This window comes from Microbacterium sp. (genome assembly GCF_049650565.1).
GTDB lineage: Bacteria > Actinomycetota > Actinomycetes > Actinomycetales > Microbacteriaceae > Microbacterium.
In genome coordinates, this window is the sequence record NZ_JBASAK010000030.1 from 1 (window position 1) to 24434 (window position 24434).

A 24434-nucleotide genomic window follows, 5' to 3' on the forward strand; every position below is an offset into this window, starting at 1 on the left:
CCATGTCCGCCCGCTCGGCCAGCTTGTTGCGGCTGATCATGCTCTTGTCGCGCAGTTCGCGAACGCGCATCCCGACGATCTCGGATGCTCGCGATCGGACTGCTCTCATCCCACCAGCATCCTGACATCGACCATTTGAGCCACACGCATTCACACCTGGGCTTATATGCCATGGTTAAGCGTGAGCAGTCTCGGTACATTCGTATGGTCCATCGCCGATCAGCTTCGGGGCCCGTTCAAACCGCACCAGTACGGCGACGTGATCCTGCCGATGACGATCCTGCGTCGCCTGGACGGCGTGATGGCCGCGCACCGCGACGTGATCGACGAGGTGCTGCGCAGCACCGACAATGACGACCTGCGCGACGTGCGCATCCGCCAGAAGACGGGTCTCGGGTTCTACAACAGCTCGCCCTGGACCTTCGCGCGTCTGCTGGGCGACCCGCAGGGTCTGCAGGCGAACCTGATCGACTACATCTCGGGGTTCTCGAAGAACATCGACGTGTTCGACCGCTTCAAGTTCGACGATCAGATCGAGGCGCTGGCCGAGAGCAACCGCCTGCTGCTGGTCGTGCAGCGTTTCGCCGATGTCGACCTCTCCCCGGAGGAACTCCCGAATGCGGCGATGGGTGATCTGTTCGAGGAGCTCATCCGCAAGTTCGCCGAAGCCTCCAACGAGACCGCCGGCGAGCACTTCACCCCGCGCGACGCGATCCGCCTGATCGTCGACCTGCTGTTCGCCGGCGACGACTCAGGACTCACGGAGAAGGGCGCGGTGCGCTCTATCTACGATCCGACGGCGGGCACCGGCGGCATGCTGTCGGTCGCCGAGGAGCGCCTGCTGGAGATGAATCCGGATGCCGCACTGCGCCTGTACGGGCAGGAGATCAACCCGCAGTCGTACGCGATCTGCAAGAGCGACATGATCGCGAAGGGGCAGGATGCGACGAACATCCGGCTCGGCAACACGCTCTCGGATGACCTGTTCGCCGGGCAGACCTTCGACTACTGCCTGTCGAACCCGCCGTACGGCGTGGACTGGAAGGCGTCGCAGGCGGCGGTGAAGGCGCACATCCAGGATGCCGGTGAGCACAGCCGCTTCCCCGGCGGGCTGCCGCCGATCAGCGATGGGCAGATGCTGTTCCTGCAGCACATCGCCACGAAGATGCGTCCCATTCACGAGGGAGGCGGGCGCGCGGGCATCGTGCTGAACGGATCGCCGCTGTTCACCGGTGGGGCGGAGTCGGGTCCGAGTCAGATCCGCCGCTGGCTGTTGGAGCACGACCTGGTGGACGCCATCATCGCGCTGCCGACCAACATGTTCTACAACACCGGCATCGCCACGTACGTCTGGCTGCTCGACAACCGGAAGCCCGCGGATCGCATCGGCACCGTGCAGCTGATCGACGGCACAGGGTTCTGGAGCAAGCTGCGCAAGAACCTCGGCCAGAAGAACCGCGAGGTGTCGAAGAAGGACCGTGCCGAGATCGCACGGCTGTACGCCGAGCACACCGAGCAGAAGCACTCCAAGATCTTCCCGACCGACGAGTTCGGCTACTGGACCATCACCGTCGAGCGTCCGCTGCGCGACGAGAACGGTGAGATCGTCCGCGATCGCAAGGGGAATCCGAAGGCGGATTCCAAGCTGCGCGACACCGAGAACGTGCCGTTCACGTGGGGTGGGAACGTCTCGGGCGCCGACTGGCGCGATCAGGTGATCGAGAAGTACTTCGCCTCGGAGGTGCTCCCCCATGTTCCGGATGCCTGGGTCGACACCGCCAAGACCAAGGTCGGCTATGAGATCCCGTTCACCCGTCACTTCTACGAGTACGTGCCACCGAGGCCGCTGGAGGAGATCGACGCCGAGCTGAATCAACTCGTCGGCGAGATCATGGAGCTGCTGAAGGGCGTGGAGCGGTGACAAGACTTGGCGAGTTGTACACAGTTCGGGATCAGCGTGGCGGAGATGGTCTTCCTCTCCTGTCCGTGTCCCAGACCAAAGGCGTCATCGCCCGCAAAGATCTGAACGGTGATGATGGCCGAGCGTCGGATCTTTCAAACTACAAACGAACCAACGTCGACGATGTGGTCATCAATCGTATGAGTGCCTATCACGGCGCTCTCGGTGTAACAACACGTAGCGGGATCGTGTCGCCTGATTACCTGGTGCTTGAACCGAAAGCCAAGTGCGATCCACGGTTTCTCACCTACTGGTTGAAATCCCACCTCGGCCAGTTTGAGATCTCACGTCGCTTGCGCGGGATCGGGACCATCGGGAACGGCCAGGTGCGGACGCCGCGACTCAATGAATCCGATCTGCGTGTCATAGACACGGAGATCCCCAGTCGGTCGAAGCAGTCCGCGATCGCCGACTACCTCGACCGCGAGACCGCCCAGATCGACACGCTCATCGCGAAGCAGGAACAACTCATCGCCACCCTCCGCGAGCGCCGCGATTCTGCGTGGGCAGTACATTTCGATGAGGCGGAATCCAGTTTCGGTCGTATTCCTCTGCGTCGTCTAGTCGCTTCGATCGTCGATGGGCCATTCGGCTCAGCATTGACGTCGAAGCACTACTCAGCTGATGGTGCCCGCGTTGTCCGCCTCGGGAATATCGGTATCAATCAGTTCCGTGACGACGACAAGGCATTCATTCCGCTCGACTACTACGAGTCCTTGTCGGCGCATTTCGTGGAACCGGGGGATGTCGTCGTCGCAGGATTGGGCGACGAGCGGATGCCGCTCGGCAGGGCCGCCGTGATCCCATTCCTCGGACCGGCAATCGTGAAAGCCGATTGCTACCGTATTCGTCCTGAAGCGGGTACCACCCCGGAGTACCTTGCATGGGCACTGTCCGCGCCGCCAGCACGCGAACAATTCAGACTGATGTCGCGAGGTTCAACCCGCTCGCGGCTGAACACGAAGATCGTCCTCGACGCTCAGATCCCAGCGGTACCTTCAGATCGCCAGGCTGCGCTAGTTGCCGACAGCGAAGCCCAGAAAACAAAGATCGACGTTCTCATCGCCAAGGCCGAACGCTTCATCGAGCTCTCCAAGGAGCGCCGCGCAGCGCTGATCACAGCCGCGGTCACCGGCCAGATCGATATCCCCACGCAGGCTTCAGCTCACTCGTAGCGTTGGCCAGGCAGATCCATCGACTCGTGCAGCACACGCAGGATCTGCACTTCACCGTTCACCTCGCGGAAGAACACGACGTGGCGAGGCGTGATGATCCGATGCACATCGACCGGGACGCTGCCTCGGCTCAGCCGGAGGTGCCATGCGCGTATTCCAACGCCGAGTTCCGACCGCTCCTGCACGCCGACTCTGGCGGGGTCATCGGCGACGGCGTCCATCGCAGCAACGATCAGTTCTTCATATCCATCGCGGACACGCCGTCCGAATCTGTCCTCAGAGGTGAGAAGAATCCCGATGATGTCGGCCCGCGCGTGCGGAGTGATCCCACTCAAACGTCATCCTCTGCGGGCGGCATTGAGACGAGTTGCTTCCCGCCCGAGTCCGCGAACGAACTCACGAGTCCCGCCGGCAGGTATCGAGATGATCTCACCAGCGTCGGCACTACGCACAGCGGCATCAATGGCGGCGCGCAGCGCTTCCTGACGCTCGGAGTCACTGACGTCGCCTGCGCCCATGCTAAGCACCAGTGCTTCAGCGATCTCCGCGCGCTCGACGGGCGAGAGCGTCTTCGCGCTCTCTAGCACCTGCGCCGCGGTAGGAGTCATGCACCGAGTGTACGTCGTAACGCCGACACTGGATGGTACTGCGCCCGACCTCGGCAACGTACGACGGATCGGCCGCCCGGCCGCCTGACTCGCTGCACTGCACGTTCACCGGCCAGCTCGAGATCCCCGCCTGACGCATTTCGTCTCGCTTCGCTCGCTCAATGACCGGGAGGTGGTCGCTCGCTCAATGACCGGGTGGTGGTGGTGGGGCTCGCTCAACGGCCGCTGAGGGCGGAGGGATCGTCGCGTGAGCGAGCATCGGGGTGGCGCGCCAGCGCCGGGGTCCCCGCTCTGCGAGCGAAGCGACGATCCCGCAGCCCGGCACCGGCGATCGCGGGGCGCTGCATTTCGTCTCGCTTCGCTCGCTCAATGACCGGTTGGGGGGCTCGCCCGACGACCGGGTGGTGTGGGCTCGCCCGATGACCGGGTCGCGCTACGTGAACGCGAACTGCGGCAGCGACAGGCGAGGCACGCGCCAGCGACCGAGCGGATCCCACCAGGAAGGCCCTCGGATCTCGGGCAGGCCGTCGTTCATCCGGATCTCCCACCCGGAGTGATCCAGCGATCGGTGGTGCCACCAGCACAGCGGAACCCCGTTGTCGGTGCTGGTCGGCCCGCCGCGCGCGTGCTCTGTGACGTGATGGATCTCGCACCACGACGCGGGCACGTGACAGCCAGGGATCAGGCACTCCTTGTCGCGGAGCGTGATCGCGCGGCGCTGGTACACGTCGAAGACGCGGTCGGTGATGGTCATCCCGACGATCCGGCCGTTCTCAGTGAACACGCGCTGGAGGGCGCCGGTGCAGCCGGTGTGGCGCGCGACCGCGCCACTGACCGGCCCGTCGACTCCCGGGATGCGGGCCCACGAGTCGTCACCGAAGTCCATGTGCACGACCAGGGTGGGGGCCGCGCCACCGAGCGACGGCATGTCGGCATGACGTGCGGCGATCCCGAGCGCTGCGGCGAGCGCGTCGTGCTGCTTCTGCCCGTGCGTGCGCGCGTCGAGCACGCTGCGCGGATCGCTGTTGAACTCGTCTTCGCCGGCATCCGCCTTCGCATCGGACGGCCGGAACGCGACGCCCTCCGGAGCCGGGGGCCCGTCGGTCTTCGGATTCAGCTGCGCGTCCAGCAGCAGCTTCAGCTGAGCATAGGTCTCGGGCAGCAGGTTGCCGCGCAGCGGGTACACGCCGTCGTGCATCCGCCCGATCGACAGGTACCGCTTGCGCATCGCCCGCTCCTCGAGGGGCTCGGAGCCGTCGGGGTCGAGCCGCACGGCGATCTCGTAGGCGAGAGCCTTCAGATCCTCAGGAGTGGGCGCGGGTGCCGCATCCGGCTCCGCCCCATCGTCTTCGCTGATCCCGTACCCGCGCGCCACATCGGCCAGGAGCGCATCGGCCTTCCACCGGTCTGCCGTGCCGATGCGGTCGCCGGCCGCCTCGATCGGACCGGGCGCAGCCAGCAGGCCCGTGACTCCGATCGCACCGTCGACCAGCGCCTGTCTCATCGCGGGCCACCGCGCAGGCAACGAATCGCCGGAGGTGAGAACCGTTTCGCGACGCGTGAGCCTGCCCGCCTTGGCCAGTTGCGCCGCCGTGCGCAAATCGACCCGAAGAGTGCGCTGCAGCAGTTCGTTCATGCTGCGGCATCCGGCGCCGTGCGGAACATCGACCGGATCGGACGTCGCGACCGTCTCGACGACGACGGCTTCGACCCGCCGCAGCACTTCCCCCGCGGTGCTCAGCACCGACCGACGTTCGGAATCCGTCAGGGTCGAAAGAGCATCCCCAGCCAGCACCTGATCGAGGTCGGCGACGACCCGATCGAGGACTGCGGCGGTGCTGTTCATGCTTCTATTCAACAGGGGGCCACCGCCATTTCGACTCGCTGTCGCTCGCTCAGTGCATCGCATTGAGAGGTCGTGATCGACGCTGACCAGAGAACTATTTCAGACCAGCCAATCCTCGACAGGACGCACCTGCGCCGCGGCGGCGTCGAGCCATGTCGCGAGTGCCTCGACGATCGCACGCGCCCTCGAACCGGACCCTCTCGGAAATCGGCGAGGCGAGACCAGCAGCAGAGGCGCGAACGCTTCTCCCTTGCCCATCGCCGCCAGCAGCAGAGGACGGAAGTCCTTGATGTTCTCCGTGACAACGCGTCGCCCTGATGCTGCGGCTCCGAAGAAGACGGCTGAATCACTTGCAGCGCGCAGCGAGTCATCCGCCACCACCGACACGACGTCGTGCCCCAGTTCGCGCAGGGCGACGGCGATCTGCTCGCTGTAGTGCTCATCGAGCAGCAGCCGCTCTGTCACGATACGAGTCGCTGCTGCGCTTCCCAGGACTTCAGAGCCTCCTCAGCCATGCGATCGTTGTCGGCGACTTCAGCATCGATCTCCGCTGAATACACGCCGTAGTAGGACAGCGCCAGTCGAACCGCGACGGGCGAGAGGCTGAAATCAATCGCCACCGCCTCGATCGCCGCATCGCCACGCTGTTCGACATCTCGCAGCGCCGAAGCGATCTCCCAGACATCAGGGCCGACGGCGAGCGCGGCACGCCGCCCCGCGGGGCCATCACGGAACACGATTCCTGGGAAGTCCTGCGTGCGCAGCGCCTCCTCCACGTACCGCTGGATCAGGCTCGACGCCGTGGTGTCGCGGACGGCAGCAGACCGACGAACACGATCGAGCACGTCGTCGTCGAAGCGGATCGAGACCGGTGTGGATGACATGCACTACATTGTAGTGCGCACTCGGGATCGCTAGGGATAGCTCATAAATGCGCCATGCTTGCATGCATGGGCATCCAGCACGAGGAAGCGTTCGAGCGCGAGATCTGCGAGCACCTGGCGGCGAACGGCTGGATCTACGAACCGGAGAACACGCACGGCTACGACAAGGTGCGCGCGCTGTTCCCCGAGGACGTGTTCGCGTGGCTCCAGCGGACGCAGCCCGACGAGTGGGACAAGGTCGTCAAGCCTTCAGCATCCGCTTCGGAGCAGGAGAAGGCCAAGCAGCAGCTGCTGGACCGGCTCGTGAAGACCCTGGACCTGCCTCTGGATGCCGGCGGCGGCACCCTCAACGTGCTGCGGCGCGGGTTCAAGAAGACGCCCGCCACTTTCCGGATGTGCGCGTTCAAGCCGGCCACCACGCTCAACGCGCGGGCGCAGCAGGACTACGACGCCGTCCGGCTGCGCGTGGTCCGCCAGGTCTACTACTCCACGAAGAACAGCAACTCCATCGACCTGGTGCTGTTCGCCAACGGCATCCCGGTCGCGACGCTCGAACTGAAGACCGACAACATGCAGTCCATCGCCGACGCGATCACGCAATATCGCCACGACCGCGATCCGAAGGGAGAGCCGCTGCTGGGCTTCGCACATCGCGCGCTGGTGCACTTCGCCGTGTCCACCGACGAAGTCGCCATGACCACGCGACTGGCCGGCGCCGCGACGCGCTTCCTGCCGTTCAACCTCGGCAATGACCAGGGTGCGGGCAACCCCGTGAACCCGAACGGCGCGGCATCCTCCTACCTGTGGGAGCGGGTGCTGCAGCGCGACGCCTGGCTGCACATCCTCGGCCGGCTGCTGCACATCGAGAAGTCCCAGTCCACCGACCCGATCACCGGCGAGGTCACCAAGCGCACGACGCTGCTGTTCCCGCGCTTCCACCAGTGGGAACTCGTCACCGGGCTGCTGGCCACAGCCCGCGAGGAGGGCCCCGGCCAGCGTTACCTCGTGCAGCACTCCGCCGGCTCCGGCAAGACCAACTCGATCGCCTGGCTCGCTCACGGACTCTCCAGCCTGCACGACGACCAGAACCGCAAGGTGTTCGATTCCGTCATCGTCATCACCGACCGCACGGTGCTCGACGATCAGCTGCAGAAGGCCATCAAGCAGATCGAGGGCGTCGACGGCACGGTCGCCACCATCAATGCCGACGAGGTGCGCAAAGCCGGCGAGGGCTCCAAGTCGGGCCTGCTGGCCAAGACGCTCCTGTCGGGCAAGCTGATCATCATCGTCACCCTGCAGACGTTCCCCTATGCGCTGAAGGCCATTCAGGACAACGCCGGGCTCGCCGGACGCAGCTTCGCGATCATCGCCGACGAGGCGCACTCCTCGCAGACCGGAGAAGCATCGAAGAAGCTCCGCGAGGTGCTCACAACCGACGAGCAGGCCGCCCTCGACGACGGCGGCGAGGTGGATGCTGAGGCATTGCTCGCCGCGCAGATGACTGCGCGCGCCGACTCCCCCAACCTCTCGTTCTTCGCCTTCACGGCCACGCCCAAGCCCAAGACGCTGGAGCTGTTCGGAAGAGCGGATGCCGCCGGCATCCCCCGCGCGTTCCACGTGTACTCCATGCGGCAAGCCATCGAGGAGGGCTACATCCTCGACGTGCTGCGCAACTACACGACCTACTCCACGGCGTTCCAGCTCGCGGAGAGCACCCGACGCCACCTGCAGATCGTCGACGAGGTCGACGAGGGCGAGGCCGTCAAGGGACTCATGCGCTGGGTGTCGCTGCATCCGACCAACATCGCGCAGAAGGTGCAGATCATCGTCGAGCACTACCGCGCGAACGTGCGCCACCTGCTCGACGGGCACGCCAAGGCGATGGTGGTCACGGCCTCCCGCGAGCACGCGATCCGCTACAAGGAGGCCATCGACGCCTATATCGCGTCGAAGAAGTACCGGCTCGCGACGCTGGTCGCGTTCTCAGGAACGATGACTGCCGAGCAGGTGCCGAACGTCGCGTTCGCGGGCGTGCAGCCGCCGTACTCGGAGTCCAACCTCAACAGCGGGCTCCGCGGGCGCAACATCCCCACCGCCTTCGCATCCGACGATTTCCAGATCCTCATCGTCGCCAACAAGTATCAGACCGGTTTCGACCAGCCGCTGCTGTGCGCGATGTACGTCGACAAGCGGCTCGACGGTGTGACCGCCGTGCAGACGCTCTCCCGGCTGAACCGCACCTACCCGGCGGGCGGCAAGGACACCACCTACATCCTCGACTTCGTGAACGACCCTCAGGAGATCCTGGAGACGTTCCGGCAGTACCACCGCACCGCCGAGCTCAGCGAGACCAGCGACCCCGATCAGGTGCACGATCTGCAGACCAAGCTGGATGCGGCGAGCATCTACACGGATGCCGAGATCGAGGCCTTCGCGGCGGCCTTCCTGGCCACGTCCACGCCGCCCAAGCACGGTGCGCACACGGCACCGCTGAAGGCCGCGGCCGACCGGTTCAACACGAGGTACGCCGCGGCCGTGGCATCCGGAGCCAAACCCGAGCAGGACGAGCTGGACCTGTTCCGCAAGGACGTGGGCACGTTCATCCGGCTCTACGACTTCCTCTCGCAGATCTTCGACTACGCCGACACCGGGCTCGAGAAGCGCTCGCTGTACCTGCGGCTGCTTCTCCCCCGGCTGACCGGGCGCGCGCACAGCGAGCCGATCGACTTCTCCGCCGTCGAGCTGACGCACATCAAGCAGACCCGCCGCGGCGATGCAGATCTGGATCTGGATGCCGGAGAAGCCGGCCCCATGGATCCAGCTCGCGCCGGCGGGACCGGCGCCGTGCGCGATCCGAAGCTGGCGCGTCTCGCGGACATCCTCGCGCGCATCAATGAGCTGTTCTCCGACGAGGACTTCAGCGACTCCGGCGTGCAGAGCTGGGCGGAGAGCGTGGTGACGGTGCTCACCGAGAACCCGCAACTGCGCACGCAGGCCGCCGCCAACACGCGCAAGCAGTTCGTGGAGTCGCCGGACCTGAATGACGCAGTGACGGATGCCGTGCTCAGCAACCAGGACACCAACAACCGCATCGTGGACTACTACCTCGCGCACCCCGAGATGCGCGGTCGGCTCGTGCAGTTGCTGGGCGCACTGGTGCATGAGAACGTGCAGGGCGAAAGCGACGAGCAGAGGAGGAGCGCCTGAGCGTCAGCGGATGCCGGGGCTGGCATTTCGCAGGCATCAGGACCTGTGGATAACTTCTGCGGGATGCTCGTCGTTCGGGTTACCGTGTCCGGGTGACTCCTGCTGCCTTCTCCGTCCGTGCGCTCGGTACGCTGTCCGCCGGACTGCTCGCCCTCGGAATGCTGGCGGCGTGCACGCCGCAGCCGGAACCCGCACCGAAGCCGACGAAGACGGCGCTGTTCTCCTCGGATGCTGAGGCGTTCAAGGCCGCGGAGGAGACGTACGCCGAATATCTGACAGCACTCAATGAAACAGACCTCTCAGACGCCCGGACATTCGAGCCGGTCTACGACTGGCTCACTGACACAGCTCTCGCGTCCGAGAAGAAGAGCCTGAGCACCTACCACGCCGAAAAGCTTCACCGCACTGGGCTGACTGACTTCGATGCTTTTACTCCGCTCAGTTACGCAGACAATGTCGTGATAGCTCATCTGTGTCTCGACGTCTCCTCAGTTGATCTCCTGAGCGAGAACAACGAGTCCCTTCTGCAGCCTGACAGAGCGACCCGCCGCGCGATGAAGGTGACTTTTGTCGAGGGTGACACGACCACTCACCTCGTCATCGCCTCGAACCACAAACCGGACGGCTTCTCATGCTGACCCGGCGTGCAATGGGATTAGCACTCGTCCTTGTCACAATGACCGCACACTTTGGCGTTGGTGACGCCGGAGGTGGTCCTGATGAAGAAATCGGTGGAGCTGGAGCATCGTGGAGCCTTAACTCTCAAGGTGATGCTGTCGATATCGCCGGCAGTATGAGGCAGCCGGGCCAATCCCACACCCCGGGTTCCAAGCCCAAGGGTCACGGCGCCAGCACGACCCCGATCGCCGACGTGCACGCGCCCGTTCGCGACACCCGCACTCACAATGAGAAGTTCACGGACTGCAACACCGTCTGGAACCTTCTGCGGCGCTGCGTCCCCGCCGTCGACAAGCCCGCTGACGCACCCGATCCCCAGCCCGAAGACCCCCGCGCCACACAGCCGATCACGATCACCGACCTCGCGACCTTCGCCCCGGCTCCCGCGACCATCACCGGGGAGCCCGACAACCTCGGCGTCGCGGGCCTGCCCACCAACTTCACCACCAGCGCTGCCGCGCACAGCAGGTCCGGCGAGCTGTTCGGCTACCCGATCACCGTCCGCTTCACGCCGGCATCCTTCGTCTTCCACTACGGCGACGGCGACACGAAGACCACCAAGACCCCCGGCATCAGTTGGGACGCCCAGCACCTGCCGCAGTTCAGCCCCACCGACACCAGCCACGCCTACCGTGAGCGCGGCACGTACACGGCATCCGCCGACACCGTCTACACCGCCGAGATCGACCTCGGCACCGGCTGGTTCCCCATCACCGGAACCCTCACCATCCCCGGCCCCGGCCAGGACATCCGCATCTACGAAGCCCACACCGCCCTCGTCGCCCACACCTGCAACGAAGACCCCCACGCCGCCGGCTGCTGATGGTGGTCCGACTCCAAAGGATCGGCGAACCCGTTGTGTGCGGCATCCAACGTGGCGACAGTCCCCGGCGATAGGGTGGAATCCGTGACCGACAAGCCTGACCTCTCGACCACCGCCGCGAAGATCGCGAACCTGCGCGCGCGCTTCAACGAAGCCGTCGTGGAGCCGGAGAAGATCGCCCAGGAGAAGCAGCACGCCAAGGGCAAGATGACCGCTCGCGAGCGCATCGAGATGCTCGTGGACACCGGCAGCTTCGTCGAGCTCGACGAGTACGTACGACACCGCACCACCGCGTTCGGCATGGACCGGAACCGCCCGTACGGCGACTCCGTCGTCACCGGCATCGGCACCATCAACGGCCGCACGGTCGCCATCTACTCCCAGAACTTCACCGTCTTCGGCGGCTCGCTGGGCGAGGTCTCCGGCGACAAGATCATCAAGATCATGGAGTTCGCGCTCACCAACGGCATGCCGATCATCGGCATCCTCGACTCCGGCGGCGCTCGCATCCAGGAGGGCGTGCTGGCCCTCAGCAAGTACGGCGAGATCTTCAAGGCCAACACCCGCTCCTCGGGCGTCATCCCGCAGATCTCCATCATCATGGGCCCGGCGGCAGGCGGGGCCGTGTACGGCCCGGCCCTGACGGACTTCGTCATCATGGTCGACAAGACCAGCCAGATGTTCGTCACCGGCCCCGACGTCATCAAGACCGTCACCGGCGAGGACGTCGGCATGGAGGAGCTCGGCGGCGCATACACGCACAACACGCGCTCGGGCGTCGCGCACTACCTCGCCGCCGACGAGGACGACGCGATCGACTACGCGCGCACCCTGCTGAGTTTCCTCCCCGACAACAACATGGCCGAGCTCCCGGCGTATGCGGCGGAGTTCGACTGGGAGACGACGGATGCCGATCAGCGGCTCAACGCGATCATTCCCGACTCCCCCAATCAGCCCTACGACATGCGCACGGTCATCGAGCACATCGTCGATGAGGCTGAGTTCCTCGAGGTGCAGCCGCTGTTCGCGCCGAACATCCTGATCGGCTTCGGCCGCGTGGAGGGGCGTTCGGTGGGCATCATCGCCAACCAGCCCTCGCAGATGGCCGGCACCCTCAACATCGAGGCCGGCGAGAAGGCCAGCCGCTTCGTGCGCTTCTGCGACGCCTTCTCGATTCCGATCGTCACCCTCGTCGACGTCCCCGGCTATCTGCCCGGCACTGATCAGGAGTGGACCGGCGTCATCCGCCGCGGCGCGAAGCTCATCTTCGCCTACGCAGAGGCCACCGTGCCCCTGGTCACCGTCATCCTGCGCAAGGCCTACGGCGGAGCGTACATCGTGATGGGCTCCAAGCAGCTCGGCGCCGACGTGAACCTGGCCTGGCCCACGGCGGAGATCGCCGTGATGGGCGGCCAGGGCGCGGTGAACATCCTCTACCGCGGCGAGATCAAGAAGGCCGAGGAGGCCGGCGAGGACGTGGCCGCCGTGCGCAGCCGCCTCGCCGCCGAGTACACCTACGGCGTCACCAGCCCGTTCCTGGCGGCCGAGCGCGGCGAGATCGACGGCATCATCGAGCCGGCGAACACGCGCGTCTCCATCGCCAAGTCGCTGCGCGCGCTGAAGGGCAAGCGGGCCGAGCTGCCCGCCAAGAAGCATGGCAACATCCCGCTGTGATCGGCGTCGCACCATGACTGAATCAGACGAGGCGCCGCGCATCGAGATCGTCCGCGGCACGCCCACCGAGGTGGAGCTCGCCGCCCTCATCGCCGTCGTCAGCGACGCCTACGCGACGGAGACAGCGGATGCCGTCGCCGACGAGCCGCACATCTCCGTGTGGGAGCGCACGCAGCGCGGACTGCAGGGCCCCCTCCGAAGGGATATCCCCTGGGGACGCTTCTCTGGCTGAAAGGCCAGAACCGATATGGACCTTCGCCCAAAACGGCCGGAATTTGTCCCCCGAAATACCTACAGACAGATGTGTTGACACCCGTCAGACTTATGGGGACGCTTCGCGTTAGGCGGCTGCTCCGCCCCAGGGTAGGCAGACGCAGTACCGCCCCCCGCGGACAGTTTTCGGGTAACTGATCCGCATTGGCGAGGGGCGGGCGGCTTCGCCGCCCCTCGCCCACTCTCTTCCCCGATCGGCGCCCGTCAGGATGCCGATCGCCGGATCTCGTGCCAGAGATCCACGGCGTCGTCGTCGTGCGCGCCGCCGGCATCCCGGCCCACCACGGTCACGGCGATCTGCTCGTCGCGCCCCGCCCGGATGATCAGGCGGTTCGTCCTCGCAGCCTGGAGCACCTCGGCCAGCTCATCACGGATCTCCGCGAGCCGTGCGTCTTCGATGCCTTCCAGCCCGCCCTCGTCGAACACGGTCACGACGGTGCCGCGCATCCTGGCATCCGCGATCGCGCGTCGCACTGCGTCGTTCAGCAGCCCTGCCCCGCGCAGTTCGTCCCGCAGGGTGCCCTCGGCCAGCCGCGCCGACGTGCGCTCCTCGTCGGTCAGCTCCCCATGGCTCGCCACCGTGCGCGAGAGCACGGGGCCTGCGATCACCAGAGCGCGCTGCGCCCGCACGCGCCGCTCCTTCTGCCGCACCACCTGAGTGGAGTGCCAGGCGGATGCCGCCTGCTGCACGTCGGCCAGCCGCTCGGTGTCGCGCACGGCTCGGTCCCAGAACAGCACCAGGAGCTGGGCGATGACGACCCAGGTCAGCGAGCCGACCAGGCCCAGGGTGAACGCGTCCTCGAAACCCAGGTACGCGCAGGCCGACACGACCAGCACGGCCAGGATCACCCAGCCGAACAGCATGCTGCGCCGGACGATGCACACCACGGCCAGCAGCCCGATGGCGCCGATGTACCAGGTCGCGAACGGCGCCGTCCGCATCTCCGGAGTCAGCGCCAGACTGACCATGGTCGGCACGCCGGCAGCGGCGATCAGCGCGAGGATGGCGGCTCCCAGCGGCATCCTCGGAGTCCTCGCCTGTGAGGACAGGATGGCCGTGAGCGTCGCAGCCAGGTACAGCAGGATGCCCGCCACCATCAGCAGAGGGGCCGTCGGCTGCTGGATCCACCAGATCGCCCGGGCGGCGAAGTACAGTGCGAACCCCAGCGCCAGCGCTGTGGTCATGCTCCGGACGGTGCGCCTCATGACGGCTCCCAGCTGAGTTCCACGGTCGTGCCCTGGTCGCCCGACGTGATCAGCGAGCTTCCGGCGATGGCTGCCATGCGCGCCACGATCGACGCGCGGATGCCCAGGCGGTCTTCGCTGATGGCCTCCGGATCGAATCCGGGCCCCGCATCCAGCACGGTCAGCACCAGCGCCCCGCCCCCGTGCGACTCGACGATGACGTGCAGCCCGCGCCCCGCCGCGTGGATCAGGGCGTTGCCGACCGCCTGCCTGGCCGCCAGCACCATCGCCCTCGCGACACGGCCCGGCACCTCGATCGCGACTCCACGCTCCTCCACCACGGCATCCGCTCCGCGCTCCGAGAGCGTCCGCCGCAGCTCGGCGACGATCCGCGAACGGCTCACCGGCTCGTCACTGCCCGCCTGCGCGATCGACGCCTCCGTGTTGGCCAGGCGGGTCAGCGCCTCGCGCGCCATCCCCACCGCCAGCGTCCGCTCCCGCTCGCTCGATGCGCGCTCCGCGGCGATCAGCGCAGCCAGCACACTGTCGTGCATGAGCGCTGCCATCGCGACGCGCTCCTCCTCCGCAGCCTCCGCAGCCGCGGCCACCGCATACGCCTCCACGGCCGCCAGGCGCGCGTCGTCGACACCCGTCGCGACCTGCCGGAACATCCAGGCCAGCGACACGATGACCATGCCCAGGATGATCGTGAAGGTCACGTCGAACCCGGTGGTGATCCAGAACTCCTGTGAGAAGTCGCCCTGAGCCAGGCGCACCCAGCCGTACACGAGCGGAAGCCCCAGCGCCCACGTGAACTGCAGCCGGGGCGGGAAGGCCAGCATGGCCGCGACCACGCCGATGTTGACCAGGAAGAAGATCCACGGCTGCTCCGCCGGCTCGCGGACCGTGCGATCCACCACCGCCGGCCACAGCAGCAGGGCCAGCACGTAGACCACCGCGAACGCACCGCAGGCCTGTCGCACCCAGTGCCCGCTCACGCACGCCAGGATCATCCACAGCAGCGGCCCGAAGACCAGGATCATCATGGCCAGGTGCGGCCCGTCCAGGCGGATCAACCGGGTGGCGGCGTTCAGGAAGGCCTGGATGCCCAGTGCCGTGCTGCCGATCGCGGCGACCACCGCGAGAATGCGCTCCATGCGCTCACCGGTGAACCCCTCCAGCCCCATGCCCACCTGTCCGGGGGTCGGAAGGCTGTTCCAGGCGTCCTGGATGCTGCGCACCCGGCGGGTCCCCGTCGCGTCAGCCGGCACTCGTCAAGCCCTCCGGCGCGACGATGCCGTCCTCCATCGCACGGCGCAGCAGGTCGACCTTGGTGGGCGCAGGGCGTCCGACCTCGACGTACTTCACGCGGATGCGCGTGATGTTCTCCTTGGCCGTCGAGTATGCGACGCCCAAGCGCTCGGCCACGGCCTTCAGCGGCAGGCCCGTCGCGTACAGTCTCAGCACGTCGCGCTCGCGGGTGGACAGCTGCGCGTCGGCGAACTCGCGGTCGCCGTCCACGGCGCTCGCCCACTCCACGTTGTTGAGAGCGTCGCCGCGCGCCACCGTGCGGATGGCATCCAGCACGTCCTCCAGCGCCGACGACTTGCTGACCACGCCCGCAGCTCCCGCCACCAGCGCCTCGCGCACGGCCGCAGCCCGGTCGGCGACGCTGTGGATGACCACGCTGGCACCATCGGCGACCAGCGTCGCGACGTTCTCGGTGACCGTCGTCCCGTCGCCGAGCGTGAGGTCCAGGACCACCACATCCGCAGGGCGCGCGCCGGTGGTCTGACGCCACGCCAGGTACTCCTTCACGGTGCCGCCGGAGAAGACGATCATCTGCTCGCCATCACGCAGACAGGCGGCCTCGATTCCCAGACGGACCGATTCGTGGTCGTCTATGAGGGCGACTGTGCTCATGCCGTCAGCCTACTCAGTGCGCGCACGAGCCAGCGTGCGCGATATCCCGGGCCTCAGCGGGTCAGCAGCGCCACGGCCTCGAAGTGATGCGAGTGCGGGAACAGATCGAAGGCCCGCAGCGAGTCCACGTTCCACCCCAGGCCCCGGAAGGTGCCGAGGTCGCGGGCGAGCGCCACCGGGTCGCACGCCACGTAGACGACGGCCTCGGACGCGAGCGCGTGGATGGACTCGACGACGGCTCGCCCGGCCCCCGCACGGGGAGGATCCAGCACCACAGCACCGGCCCTGGTTCCCTCGGCGAGCCCCATCAGGAATCTGTCGACGCGGGCGGTGACGGCCTGGGCGTCGAAGGCCGAGAGGTTCTCCCGCGCGTGCTCGGTGGCCCGGCGGTCGGACTCGACGGTGATGATGTCACGCGCCCCCTGCTCGCCGAGGACGGCGGCGAACAGCCCGACCCCGCCATACAGGTCGAAGTGCGTGGCATCCGGGTCGACGCGGCCCGCGAGCGCATCGCCGACGGCGTGCTGCAGCGTGTCGGCGGCCTGCGGGTGAACCTGCCAGAAGCCGTCGGCCTCCACGGCGAAGCGCCTGCCGCCGGCGCGCTCGAAGATCTCCTCGCGCTTCCCCCGGCGGGCGCCCGCAGGTCGCGGGAGCACGCGCACTCGGCCGTCACCGGGCTCGACCAGGTCGACCCGACCGGGCTTCTGCGCGCGCAGCGCGTAGGCGGCCTCGGCCACCGCCGGGCGCGCAAGCGGCAGCGTCGCCACATCGATCACGCGGTGGCTGCGGGCTGCATAGGGCCCGACGCGGCCGTCGCCGTCCACGTGCAACGAGACGCGCGTACGCCAGCCGGTGCCGTCGCCGGCATCCACCGCTGCAACCTCCGGGGCCTCCAGCCCCGCACCCGCGAACTTGTCCAGCGCCTCCTGCAGCACGCGGCGCTTGAGCACCCGCTGCTCGCCGAGCTCGATGTGCCCGAGGTCCGCTCCGCCCACGCGATCCTCCGGGGCGCGGGAGACATCGGCCTCCGCCCACACGTGCGGCCGACGATGCGGCGACGCCTCGAGCACCTCGAGGGTCTCGGCGCGCCAGAACCTCTTCTGCTGGGTCCCTGGGCCTGTCCCTCGTACGGAGCGAGCGTCAGCGAGACGGAGTGAAGGGTCGGTCACCTGCGCGCGCACCCGCTCCCCGGGAATGGCGTCGGAAACGAAGACGACCCGCCCCTCGTGCCGGGCGATGAAGGTGCCGCCATGCGCGATGCCGGTGATGTCGAGGTCCAGCGTGGGCTGCGAGGAGGTCATCCCTCCAGGATCCCATACCGCACGGCCCGTATCGTGGGACGCATGCGCGTCTGCCTGGCATCCACCTCCCCCGCCCGCCTCATGCTGCTGCGGCAGGCGGGCATCGAACCGCTCACGCTCGCACCCGACGTGGACGAGGACGCCGTGGGCGCCGCAGCCGCCGCCGAAGGCGGCGCGCCGCTGGCCCCGGCGGAACTGGTGCTGCTGCTGGCGCGCGCGAAGGCGGCCGACGTCGCACGCAGGCTGCCCGCACTGCATCCGGACTTCGACGGGATCGTGATCGGCGGCGACTCGATGTTCGCTCTCGGCGGGCAGGTCTACGGCAAGCCGTACACGCCCGAGGCCGCGCGCGAACGCTGGCGACTCATGCGCGGCGCGACCGGCGTGCTGCACTCGGGGCACTCCGTCCTCCGCGTCTCCCCGGGCTCGGAGCCCGTCGAGGCGACCGCCGTCGCCGAGGCGAGCGTGACCTTCGCCGACGATCTGGCGGACGCCGAGGTCGACGCGTACATCGCCACGGGCGAGCCGCTGCTGGTCGCAGGCGCCTTTACCGTCGACAGCCTCGGCGGCGCGTTCATCACCCGCGTCGAGGGCGACCCCTCGACCGTGGTGGGGATGTCGCTGTCCACGCTGCGGACGCTGGCCGGGAAACTGGGCGTGACGTGGACCGATCTGTGGAACGCCCCGGTAGGTTCCTGACGACAGTTCTGCAGATATCTTGTGGAGAGGCGTCAAAAAGTTCCGTCTTCCACTCGCTAGGCTGAAGTTCATGCCTGCTATCGCCAAGGTCCTCATCGCAAACCGCGGCGAGATCGCCGTACGCATCGTCCGCGCCGCTCGGGACTCCGGGATCTCCTCCGTCGCCGTGTATGCCGACCAGGATCGCGACGCCATGCACGCGCGTCTTGCCGACGAGGCGTACGCGCTGGACGGCGCCACCAGCGCCACCACGTACCTGCAGATCGACAAGATCCTCTCCGTCGCCCGGCGTTCGGGCGCGGATGCCGTGCACCCCGGCTACGGCTTCCTCGCCGAGAACGCCGAGTTCGCCCGTGCCGTCATCGACGCCGGCCTCATCTGGATCGGACCCTCACCCGAGGCCATCGAGGCGCTCGGCGACAAGGTGACCGCCCGCCACGTGGCGGAGAAGGTCGGCGCGCCGATGGCGCCCGGCACCCCCGGTCCCGTCGAGACCGCCGAAGAGGTCGTCGCCTTCGCCGAGAAGGTGGGCCTGCCCATCGCCATCAAGGCCGCGTTCGGCGGCGGCGGTCGCGGTCTGAAGGTCGCCCGCGAGATGGATGAGGTCGCCGAACAGTTCGAGTCCGCGACCCGCGAGGCCGTGGCGGCCTTCGGCCGCGGCGAGTGCTTCGTGGAGAAGTACCTCGACAAGCCCCGGCACGTCGAGACCCAGTGCCTGGCGGACGCCGCCGGCAACGTCGTGGTCATCTCCACCCGCGACTGCTCGCTGCAGCGCCGCCACCAGAAGCTCGTCGAGGAGGCGCCTGCGCCGTTCCTCACCGAGAAGCAGACCGAGATGCTGTACTCGGCATCCAAGGCCATCCTCAAGGAGGTCGGCTACGTGGGCGCCGGCACCTGCGAGTTCCTTATCGGCGCCGACGGCACCGTGTCGTTCCTCGAGGTCAACACCCGCCTGCAGGTGGAGCACCCGGTCTCCGAAGAGGTCACCGGCATCGACCTGGTGCGCGAGCAGTTCCGCATCGCCGCCGGCGGCACCATCGACTACGACGACCCGGCACCGCAGGGCCACTCCTTCGAGTTCCGCATCAACGGCGAGGACCCGGGTCGAGGCTTCCTGCCCCAGCCCGGCCCCATCAGGGTCTTCAAGACCTTCGGCGGCCCCGGCGTGCGGCTGGACTCCGGCGTCACCGCCGGCGACACGGTCTCCGGCGCGTTCGACTCGCTGCTGGCCAAGCTCATCGTCACCGGCCGCGACCGCGACGAAGCTCTGGAGCGCGCCCGCCGCACGCTCGACGAGTTCGAGGTCGCGGGTATGCCCACCGCGCTGCCGTTCCACCGCAAGGTCGTTCGCGACCCCGCCTTCACCGCCGAGAACGGCGAGTTCGGCGTGTACACGCGCTGGATCGAGACCGAGTTCGTCAATGACATCCCGGCCTGGGACGGCGAGCTGGAAGATCCGGCATCCGCCCCCGGCCGTCACACGGTGGTCGTCGAGGTCGGCGGTCGCCGCCTCGAGGTGAGCCTGCCCGACCGCGTGACCGCCCCGGTCTCCGGCACCGCCGGCCGCCCGGCGGCCGTCCCGCCGTCCCGCCGCACGCACGCCGCCACGGCGAGCTCCGGCGCGTCGGGTGACGCCGTGAAGTCGCCCATGCAGGCCACTGTCGTCAAGGTCGCCGTCGAAGAGGGCCAGCAGGTCGTCAAGGGCGACCTGGTCGTCGTGCTCGAGGCCATGAAGATGGAGCAGCCGCTGCAGGCGCACAAGGACGGCGTCATCGGCAACATCAACGCCGCCGCCGGCACGACAGTGTCGGCAGGTCACCAGCTGCTGACCATCAGCTGAGGCCCAGAACGACGCCCTTCGACAGGCTCAGGGACCCAACGGAATGGGTTGCTGAGCCTGTCGAAGCATCCGGGGATCTCAGCCGAAGTTCACCAGGTGCATGGCACGGGTGGCGTCGGTGATGCTGGAGGACAGCGACGGGTACGCGGCGAACACGCGCGAGACCTGATCGACGTTCAGCCGGCGCTCCACGGCCACCGCCAGCGGGAAGATGAGCTCGGACGCCTTGGGCGCCACGACCACGGCGCCGATGACGGTGCCGGAGCCCTTGCGGGCGATGACCTTGACGAAGCCGTCCTTGATGCCCATCATCTTGGCGCGCGGGTTGGCCGCCAGTGGCAGCTTGTAGGCCACGCCGTCCGCCGCACCGCTGGACATGTCCTGCTCCGAGAACCCGACCGTCGCGATCTCCGGCGCGGTGAAGATGTTGGCGGTGATCTTGCGCTGCTCGAGCGGGATGACGATGTCGCCCAGCGCGTGGAACACGGCCGTGCGTCCCTGCATGGAGGCGACGGATGCCAGCGGGAAGAAGTTCGTGCAGTCCCCGGCCGCGTAGATGTTGGACACCGATGTGCGCGCCACCCGGTTCACGCGAATGTGACCGGACTCGGTCAGTTCGACGCCGGCCTCCTCCAGCCCGATGCCGCGGGTGTTCGGGAGGGAGCCGACGGCCATCAGGCAGTGGCTGCCCTCGACCGTGCGCCCGTCGGACAGCGTGACGATCACGCCGTCGGCCGTGCGCTCGACCCCTGCCGCGCGCGACTTGGAGAGCACTTGCATGCCGCCGCGCTTGAACACCTTCTCCAGCACCTGCGCGGCGTCCACGTCCTCGCCGGGGAGCACCTGCTCGCGGCTGGAGACCAGGGTCACCTTCGCGCCGAGGTTCATGTACGCCGAGGCGAACTCCGCACCGGTGACGCCGGATCCCACCACGATGAGGTGCTCGGGCAGCGCCTTCATGTCGTACAGCTGCGTCCAGGTGAGGATGCGCTGCCCGTCGGGCTTGGCGGAGTCCAGCTCGCGTGGCGAGGCGCCCACCGACACCACGACGGTATCGGCTTCCACGCGGTCGAAGTCGGTGCCGCCGGGCCCGGTGGCCACGACGATGGCGTTGGGGCCCTCGAGCCGGCCGTGGCCGGAGAGGATGCGCACGCCCGCCTCGAGCAGCGTGGCGCGCATGTCCTCGGACTGCTGCCCGGCCAGCGCCAGCAGGCGCTTGTTGACGGCGGCGAGGTTGATGGCGATCTCGGGCTTGAGCGGCTTGCCGTGCGCGCCCTTGGCGTAGAACTGCACGCCCAGGTCGCTGGCCTCGGAGATGGCGACCGCGGCATCCGCCGTGGCGATGAGGCTCTTGGAGGGCACCACGTCGGTGAGCACGGCGGAGCCGCCGACGCCGACCCGCTCGACCAGGGTCACCTCAGCGCCCAGCTGCGCGGCGGCGAGTGCTGCTTCATATCCGCCGGGGCCGCCACCGAGGACGGCCACACGCTGCCGGTTCGCAAAGGAAGTCTGAGACATGGACTCCATTCTTCCGTACTGGCAGTGCGCCCCGCACATTCCTAGAGTGGACTCATGCAAGACACTCTCACGCACCCTCTCGACGCGCCCGACGCGAAGCCGTCCGACGTCGCCGCCCAGGCCGCGGCGGACATCGCGCGGCTGACCGGCGTCGACCATCACGACATCGCGCTGACCCTGGGCTCCGGCTGGGGCAAGGCCGCCGAGCTCATCGGCGAGACCGTCGCAACGATCCCCGCCACCGAGGTCACCGGCTTCTCCAAGCCGGCGCTGGAGGGCCACGTCGGCACGCTGCGCAGCATCCGCACCGCCTCCGGGCGGAACGTGCTCGTGATCGGCGCCCGCACCCACTACTACGAGGGCCACGGCGTGCGCCGTGTGGTGCACAGCGTGCGCACCGCCGCCGCGACGGGGGCGAAGGTGATGGTGCTCACCAACGGCGCCGGCGGCATTCGCGAGACCTGGAAGCCCGGCCAGCCCGTGCTCATCAGCGACCACATCAACCTCACCGCGGACTCGCCGCTGGAGGGGGCGACCTTCGTCGACCTCACCGACCTGTATTCGCAGCGGCTGCGCGATCTCGCGCGCACCATCGACCCCACGCTCGACGAGGGCGTGTACACGCAGTTCCGCGGCCCGCACTACGAGACCCCGGCCGAGGTGCAGATGGCGAAGGCCATCGGCGGCCACATCGTCGGCATGTCCACGGCGCTGGAGGCGATCGCCGCCCGGGAGGCGGGCATGGAGGTGCTGGGCTTCTCGCTCATCACCAACCTCGCCGCCGGCATCCAGAAGACCCCGCTCAGCCACGCCGAGGTCATCGAGGCCGGCCAGCAGGCCGAGCCGGTCATCTCCGCGCTCCTCGCCCGCGTGATCGAGGCGCTGTGAACGCCACGGCGAGCGAGCGGCTCGCGCAGGCCCGCGCCTGGCTGCGGCAGGATCCGGATGCCTCCACCCGCGACGAGCTGGCCGGGATCATCACCCGCGCGGCAGGCGGAGACGCGGCAGCCGTGGCCGACCTCGACGACCGGTTCGCCACCCGCCTGGCGTTCGGCACGGCGGGTCTGCGCGGTGCGCTGGGGGCCGGCAGCAACCGCATGAACAGGGTGCTGGTGGCGCAGGCCGCCGCCGGCTTCGCCGGTTACCTGCTGCAGCGCACGCAGGGAAGGCCCACGGTCGTCATCGGCTACGACGGGCGCCGCAACTCGAGACGGTTCGCGCTGGACTCCGCCGAGCTGTTCGCCGGTGCAGGGCTCCGCGCCATCCTGCTCCCCCGCCTGCTGCCGACGCCCGTGCTGGCGTTCGCCGTTCGGCACTTGGGAGCGGATGCCGGGGTGATGGTCACCGCCAGCCACAACCCGCCGAACGACAACGGCTACAAGGTGTATCTGGGCGGCGCCGACGGCGGATCGCAGATCGTCGCGCCGGCGGATGCTGAGATCGCCGCGCACATCCAGCGCGTCGCCGATGCCGGCGACGTGAGCCTGCTGCCTCGGTCGGTCGGGTACGAGGTCGCCGGCGAGGAGGTCGTGGACGCCTACGTCTCGACGACGGCCGCGATCGCGCACGCACCGTACGGCGTGCAGGAGATGCGCTGGGTGTACACCGCCATGCACGGCGTGGGCTGGGAGACGTTCTCGCGTGTGGTGAAGGCCGCCGGCTACCCGGCGCCGCGCGTCGTCGAGGAGCAGCGCGACCCCGACGCGACGTTCCGCACGGTGGCGTTCCCGAACCCGGAGGAGCCGGGCGCGATGGACCTCGCCTTCACCCGCGCTCGCGCGGTGGACGCGGAGTTCATCATCGCCAACGATCCCGACGCCGACCGGCTGGCCATCGCCATTCCGGATGCCGGGGCCGAGGGCGGCTGGCGCCGCCTGTCGGGCAACGAGGTGGGACTGCTGCTGGGCTGGCGCGCGGCGAAGGCGGCGAAGGCCGCACGGGATGCCGGTGGCGCGGAGGGTGCGTCGCTGGCGTGCTCGCTGGTCTCCTCCCCCGGCCTGGGCGCGATCGCCGAGGCCTATGGGCTGGACTTCCACGAGACGCTCACGGGCTTCAAGTGGATCTCGCGGGCCCCCGGTGCGGTGTTCGGCTTCGAGGAGGCCCTGGGCTACCTCGTCAACCCCGGCACGGTGCGCGACAAGGACGGCATCTCCGCGGCGGTGGCGCTGCTGGGCATGGCTGCGGACGCCCGCGTGCGCGGCATCACCATCGCGGGCCTGCTGGAGGAGCTGGGCGCCGAGATCGGACACTTCGCCAGCGGGCAGGTGGCCGTGCGCGTGGAGGACCTGTCGATCATCGCGAACTCGATGATCTCGTTGCGCGCCGAGCCGCCGGCATCCTTCGGCACGCGTCGCGTCGCGACCGTCGACGACCTGTCCCGCGCGGGCAGTGGAATGCCATCGGGCGACGTGCTGCGGTACCGGCTGACCGACGGATCGCGCATCGTGATCCGTCCCAGCGGCACCGAGCCGAAGCTCAAGGTCTACATCGACGTACGCGCGGAATCCGCGGCCGAGGCCGCCGCCGCCGTCGCGGAGCTGGAGGTCGCCGTGCGCGAGCTCCTCGCCGAGCGGGGATGACCATGCTGCGCAGGCGGGTCACGGTCGGCGTGGACGACGGCGCGCACGCGCGCCCCGTCGCCGAGCTGGCCCGCCTGGCGCAGGCGCACGGCTCCCCCGTGCGCCTGACCACGCTCGGCGGCACGGCAGACCTCACCAGCGTGCTGGCCGTCATGGACCTGGCCATCGTCGCCGGCGACGAGGTGACACTGGAGGTCGCCGACTCCGCCGGGGCTCCGGCCCTGCTGGATGCACTGGAGGCCGTGCTGCGCCCGCAGTGAG

The 24434-nt window shown here is 68.2% G+C and carries 22 protein-coding genes; 12 read left to right on the plus strand and 10 right to left on the minus strand.

The window, feature by feature from the left end:
- The first annotated feature begins 181 nt into the window (after positions 1 to 181).
- Together WA967_RS05110 and WA967_RS05115 are read left to right on the plus strand one after the other, a co-directional pair.
- Complete coding sequence (locus WA967_RS05110; RefSeq protein WP_424419812.1) at positions 182 to 1921, plus strand: type I restriction-modification system subunit M; 1740 nt, start codon at positions 182 to 184, stop codon at positions 1919 to 1921.
- Positions 1922 to 1986: 65 nt separating this feature from the next.
- Positions 1987 to 3135 (plus strand): restriction endonuclease subunit S, encoded by a 1149-nt coding sequence (locus tag WA967_RS05115; RefSeq protein WP_424419813.1) that lies wholly within the window; start codon positions 1987 to 1989, stop codon positions 3133 to 3135.
- Here the strand turns inward: WA967_RS05115 and WA967_RS05120 are convergent.
- The 5 genes from WA967_RS05120 to WA967_RS05140 all read right to left on the minus strand — a co-directional run bounded on the left by WA967_RS05120 (position 3126) and on the right by WA967_RS05140 (position 6473).
- Entirely contained in the window at positions 3126 to 3470 is a 345-nt protein-coding gene (locus WA967_RS05120) for a type II toxin-antitoxin system RelE/ParE family toxin (RefSeq protein ID WP_424419814.1), read from the minus strand. The genes WA967_RS05115 and WA967_RS05120 overlap by 10 nt on opposite strands.
- A gap of 3 nt (positions 3471 to 3473) precedes the next feature.
- Positions 3474 to 3743: a hypothetical protein gene (locus WA967_RS05125; RefSeq protein WP_424419815.1), complete on the minus strand. Its 270-nt coding sequence runs from the start codon at positions 3741 to 3743 to the stop codon at positions 3474 to 3476.
- 433 nt (positions 3744 to 4176) lie between these two features.
- A complete protein-coding gene (locus tag WA967_RS05130; protein ID WP_424419816.1) occupies positions 4177 to 5589 on the minus strand; it encodes a DUF222 domain-containing protein in 1413 nt (470 codons plus the stop codon).
- A 99-nt stretch (positions 5590 to 5688) separates the two neighbouring features.
- A complete protein-coding gene (locus tag WA967_RS05135; RefSeq protein WP_424419817.1) occupies positions 5689 to 6054 on the minus strand; it encodes a DUF5615 family PIN-like protein in 366 nt (121 codons plus the stop codon).
- On the minus strand, positions 6051 to 6473 hold the full coding sequence (locus tag WA967_RS05140; RefSeq protein WP_424419818.1) for a hypothetical protein: 423 nt from the start codon (positions 6471 to 6473) through the stop codon (positions 6051 to 6053). Before WA967_RS05140 ends, WA967_RS05135 begins: the two co-directional genes overlap by 4 nt.
- Before the next feature lie 66 nt (positions 6474 to 6539).
- Here WA967_RS05140 and WA967_RS05145 point away from each other — a divergent pair, with 66 nt between their 5' ends.
- The 5 genes from WA967_RS05145 (at position 6540) to WA967_RS05165 (ending at position 13087) form a co-directional block, all read left to right on the plus strand.
- The gene (locus WA967_RS05145; RefSeq protein ID WP_424419819.1) at positions 6540 to 9680 is read left to right on the plus strand and encodes a type I restriction endonuclease subunit R; all 3141 of its coding nucleotides are present in this window, start codon (positions 6540 to 6542) and stop codon (positions 9678 to 9680) included.
- A 92-nt stretch (positions 9681 to 9772) separates the two neighbouring features.
- Complete coding sequence (locus WA967_RS05150; protein WP_424419820.1) at positions 9773 to 10318, plus strand: hypothetical protein; 546 nt, start codon at positions 9773 to 9775, stop codon at positions 10316 to 10318.
- A 155-nt stretch (positions 10319 to 10473) separates the two neighbouring features.
- Positions 10474 to 11181 carry a hypothetical protein gene (locus WA967_RS05155; protein WP_424419821.1) on the plus strand — a complete coding sequence of 236 codons (708 nt, stop codon included), beginning with the start codon at positions 10474 to 10476 and terminating at the stop codon, positions 11179 to 11181.
- 75 nt (positions 11182 to 11256) lie between these two features.
- Complete coding sequence (locus tag WA967_RS05160) at positions 11257 to 12855, plus strand: acyl-CoA carboxylase subunit beta (RefSeq protein WP_424419822.1); 1599 nt, start codon at positions 11257 to 11259, stop codon at positions 12853 to 12855.
- 13 nt (positions 12856 to 12868) lie between these two features.
- On the plus strand, positions 12869 to 13087 hold the full coding sequence (locus tag WA967_RS05165; protein WP_424419823.1) for an acyl-CoA carboxylase subunit epsilon: 219 nt from the start codon (positions 12869 to 12871) through the stop codon (positions 13085 to 13087).
- Between the two features lie 245 nt (positions 13088 to 13332).
- Here WA967_RS05165 and WA967_RS05170 read toward each other — a convergent pair whose 3' ends face one another.
- Genes WA967_RS05170 through WA967_RS05185 form a run of 4 tightly spaced genes read right to left on the minus strand, consistent with a single transcriptional unit; the run spans position 13333 to position 17537 of the window.
- Complete coding sequence (locus tag WA967_RS05170; RefSeq protein WP_424419824.1) at positions 13333 to 14313, minus strand: hypothetical protein; 981 nt, start codon at positions 14311 to 14313, stop codon at positions 13333 to 13335.
- Between the two features lie 17 nt (positions 14314 to 14330).
- Positions 14331 to 15584, minus strand: a complete 1254-nt coding sequence (locus WA967_RS05175) for an ATP-binding protein (protein ID WP_424419825.1) — start codon at positions 15582 to 15584, stop codon at positions 14331 to 14333.
- Positions 15574 to 16236 (minus strand): response regulator, encoded by a 663-nt coding sequence (locus WA967_RS05180; protein ID WP_424419826.1) that lies wholly within the window; start codon positions 16234 to 16236, stop codon positions 15574 to 15576. Before WA967_RS05180 ends, WA967_RS05175 begins: the two co-directional genes overlap by 11 nt.
- Positions 16237 to 16289: 53 nt before the next feature.
- Positions 16290 to 17537, minus strand: a complete 1248-nt coding sequence (locus tag WA967_RS05185; RefSeq protein WP_424419827.1) for a class I SAM-dependent RNA methyltransferase — start codon at positions 17535 to 17537, stop codon at positions 16290 to 16292.
- A 42-nt stretch (positions 17538 to 17579) separates the two neighbouring features.
- On the opposite strand from WA967_RS05185, the gene WA967_RS05190 reads away from it, so the two are divergent.
- Entirely contained in the window at positions 17580 to 18236 is a 657-nt protein-coding gene (locus WA967_RS05190; protein ID WP_424419828.1) for a Maf family protein, read from the plus strand.
- 70 nt (positions 18237 to 18306) lie between these two features.
- Positions 18307 to 20076, plus strand: coding sequence for an acetyl/propionyl/methylcrotonyl-CoA carboxylase subunit alpha (locus WA967_RS05195; RefSeq protein ID WP_424419829.1), 1770 nt, complete (start codon positions 18307 to 18309; stop codon positions 20074 to 20076).
- A 78-nt stretch (positions 20077 to 20154) separates the two neighbouring features.
- On the opposite strand, the gene WA967_RS05200 is transcribed toward WA967_RS05195, so the two are convergent.
- The gene (locus WA967_RS05200; RefSeq protein ID WP_424419830.1) at positions 20155 to 21603 is read right to left on the minus strand and encodes an NAD(P)H-quinone dehydrogenase; all 1449 of its coding nucleotides are present in this window, start codon (positions 21601 to 21603) and stop codon (positions 20155 to 20157) included.
- Between the two features lie 45 nt (positions 21604 to 21648).
- Here WA967_RS05200 and WA967_RS05205 point away from each other — a divergent pair, with 45 nt between their 5' ends.
- From WA967_RS05205 to WA967_RS05215, 3 genes are read left to right on the plus strand one after another with little or no spacing between them, the layout of a single operon-like run.
- Positions 21649 to 22482 carry a purine-nucleoside phosphorylase gene (locus tag WA967_RS05205; protein ID WP_424419831.1) on the plus strand — a complete coding sequence of 278 codons (834 nt, stop codon included), beginning with the start codon at positions 21649 to 21651 and terminating at the stop codon, positions 22480 to 22482.
- Complete coding sequence (locus WA967_RS05210; RefSeq protein WP_424419832.1) at positions 22479 to 24173, plus strand: phospho-sugar mutase; 1695 nt, start codon at positions 22479 to 22481, stop codon at positions 24171 to 24173. The genes WA967_RS05205 and WA967_RS05210 overlap by 4 nt, the downstream gene beginning before the upstream one ends.
- A complete protein-coding gene (locus tag WA967_RS05215) occupies positions 24170 to 24433 on the plus strand; it encodes an HPr family phosphocarrier protein (RefSeq protein ID WP_424419833.1) in 264 nt (87 codons plus the stop codon). Before WA967_RS05210 ends, WA967_RS05215 begins: the two co-directional genes overlap by 4 nt.
- Position 24434 lies beyond the last annotated feature (1 nt).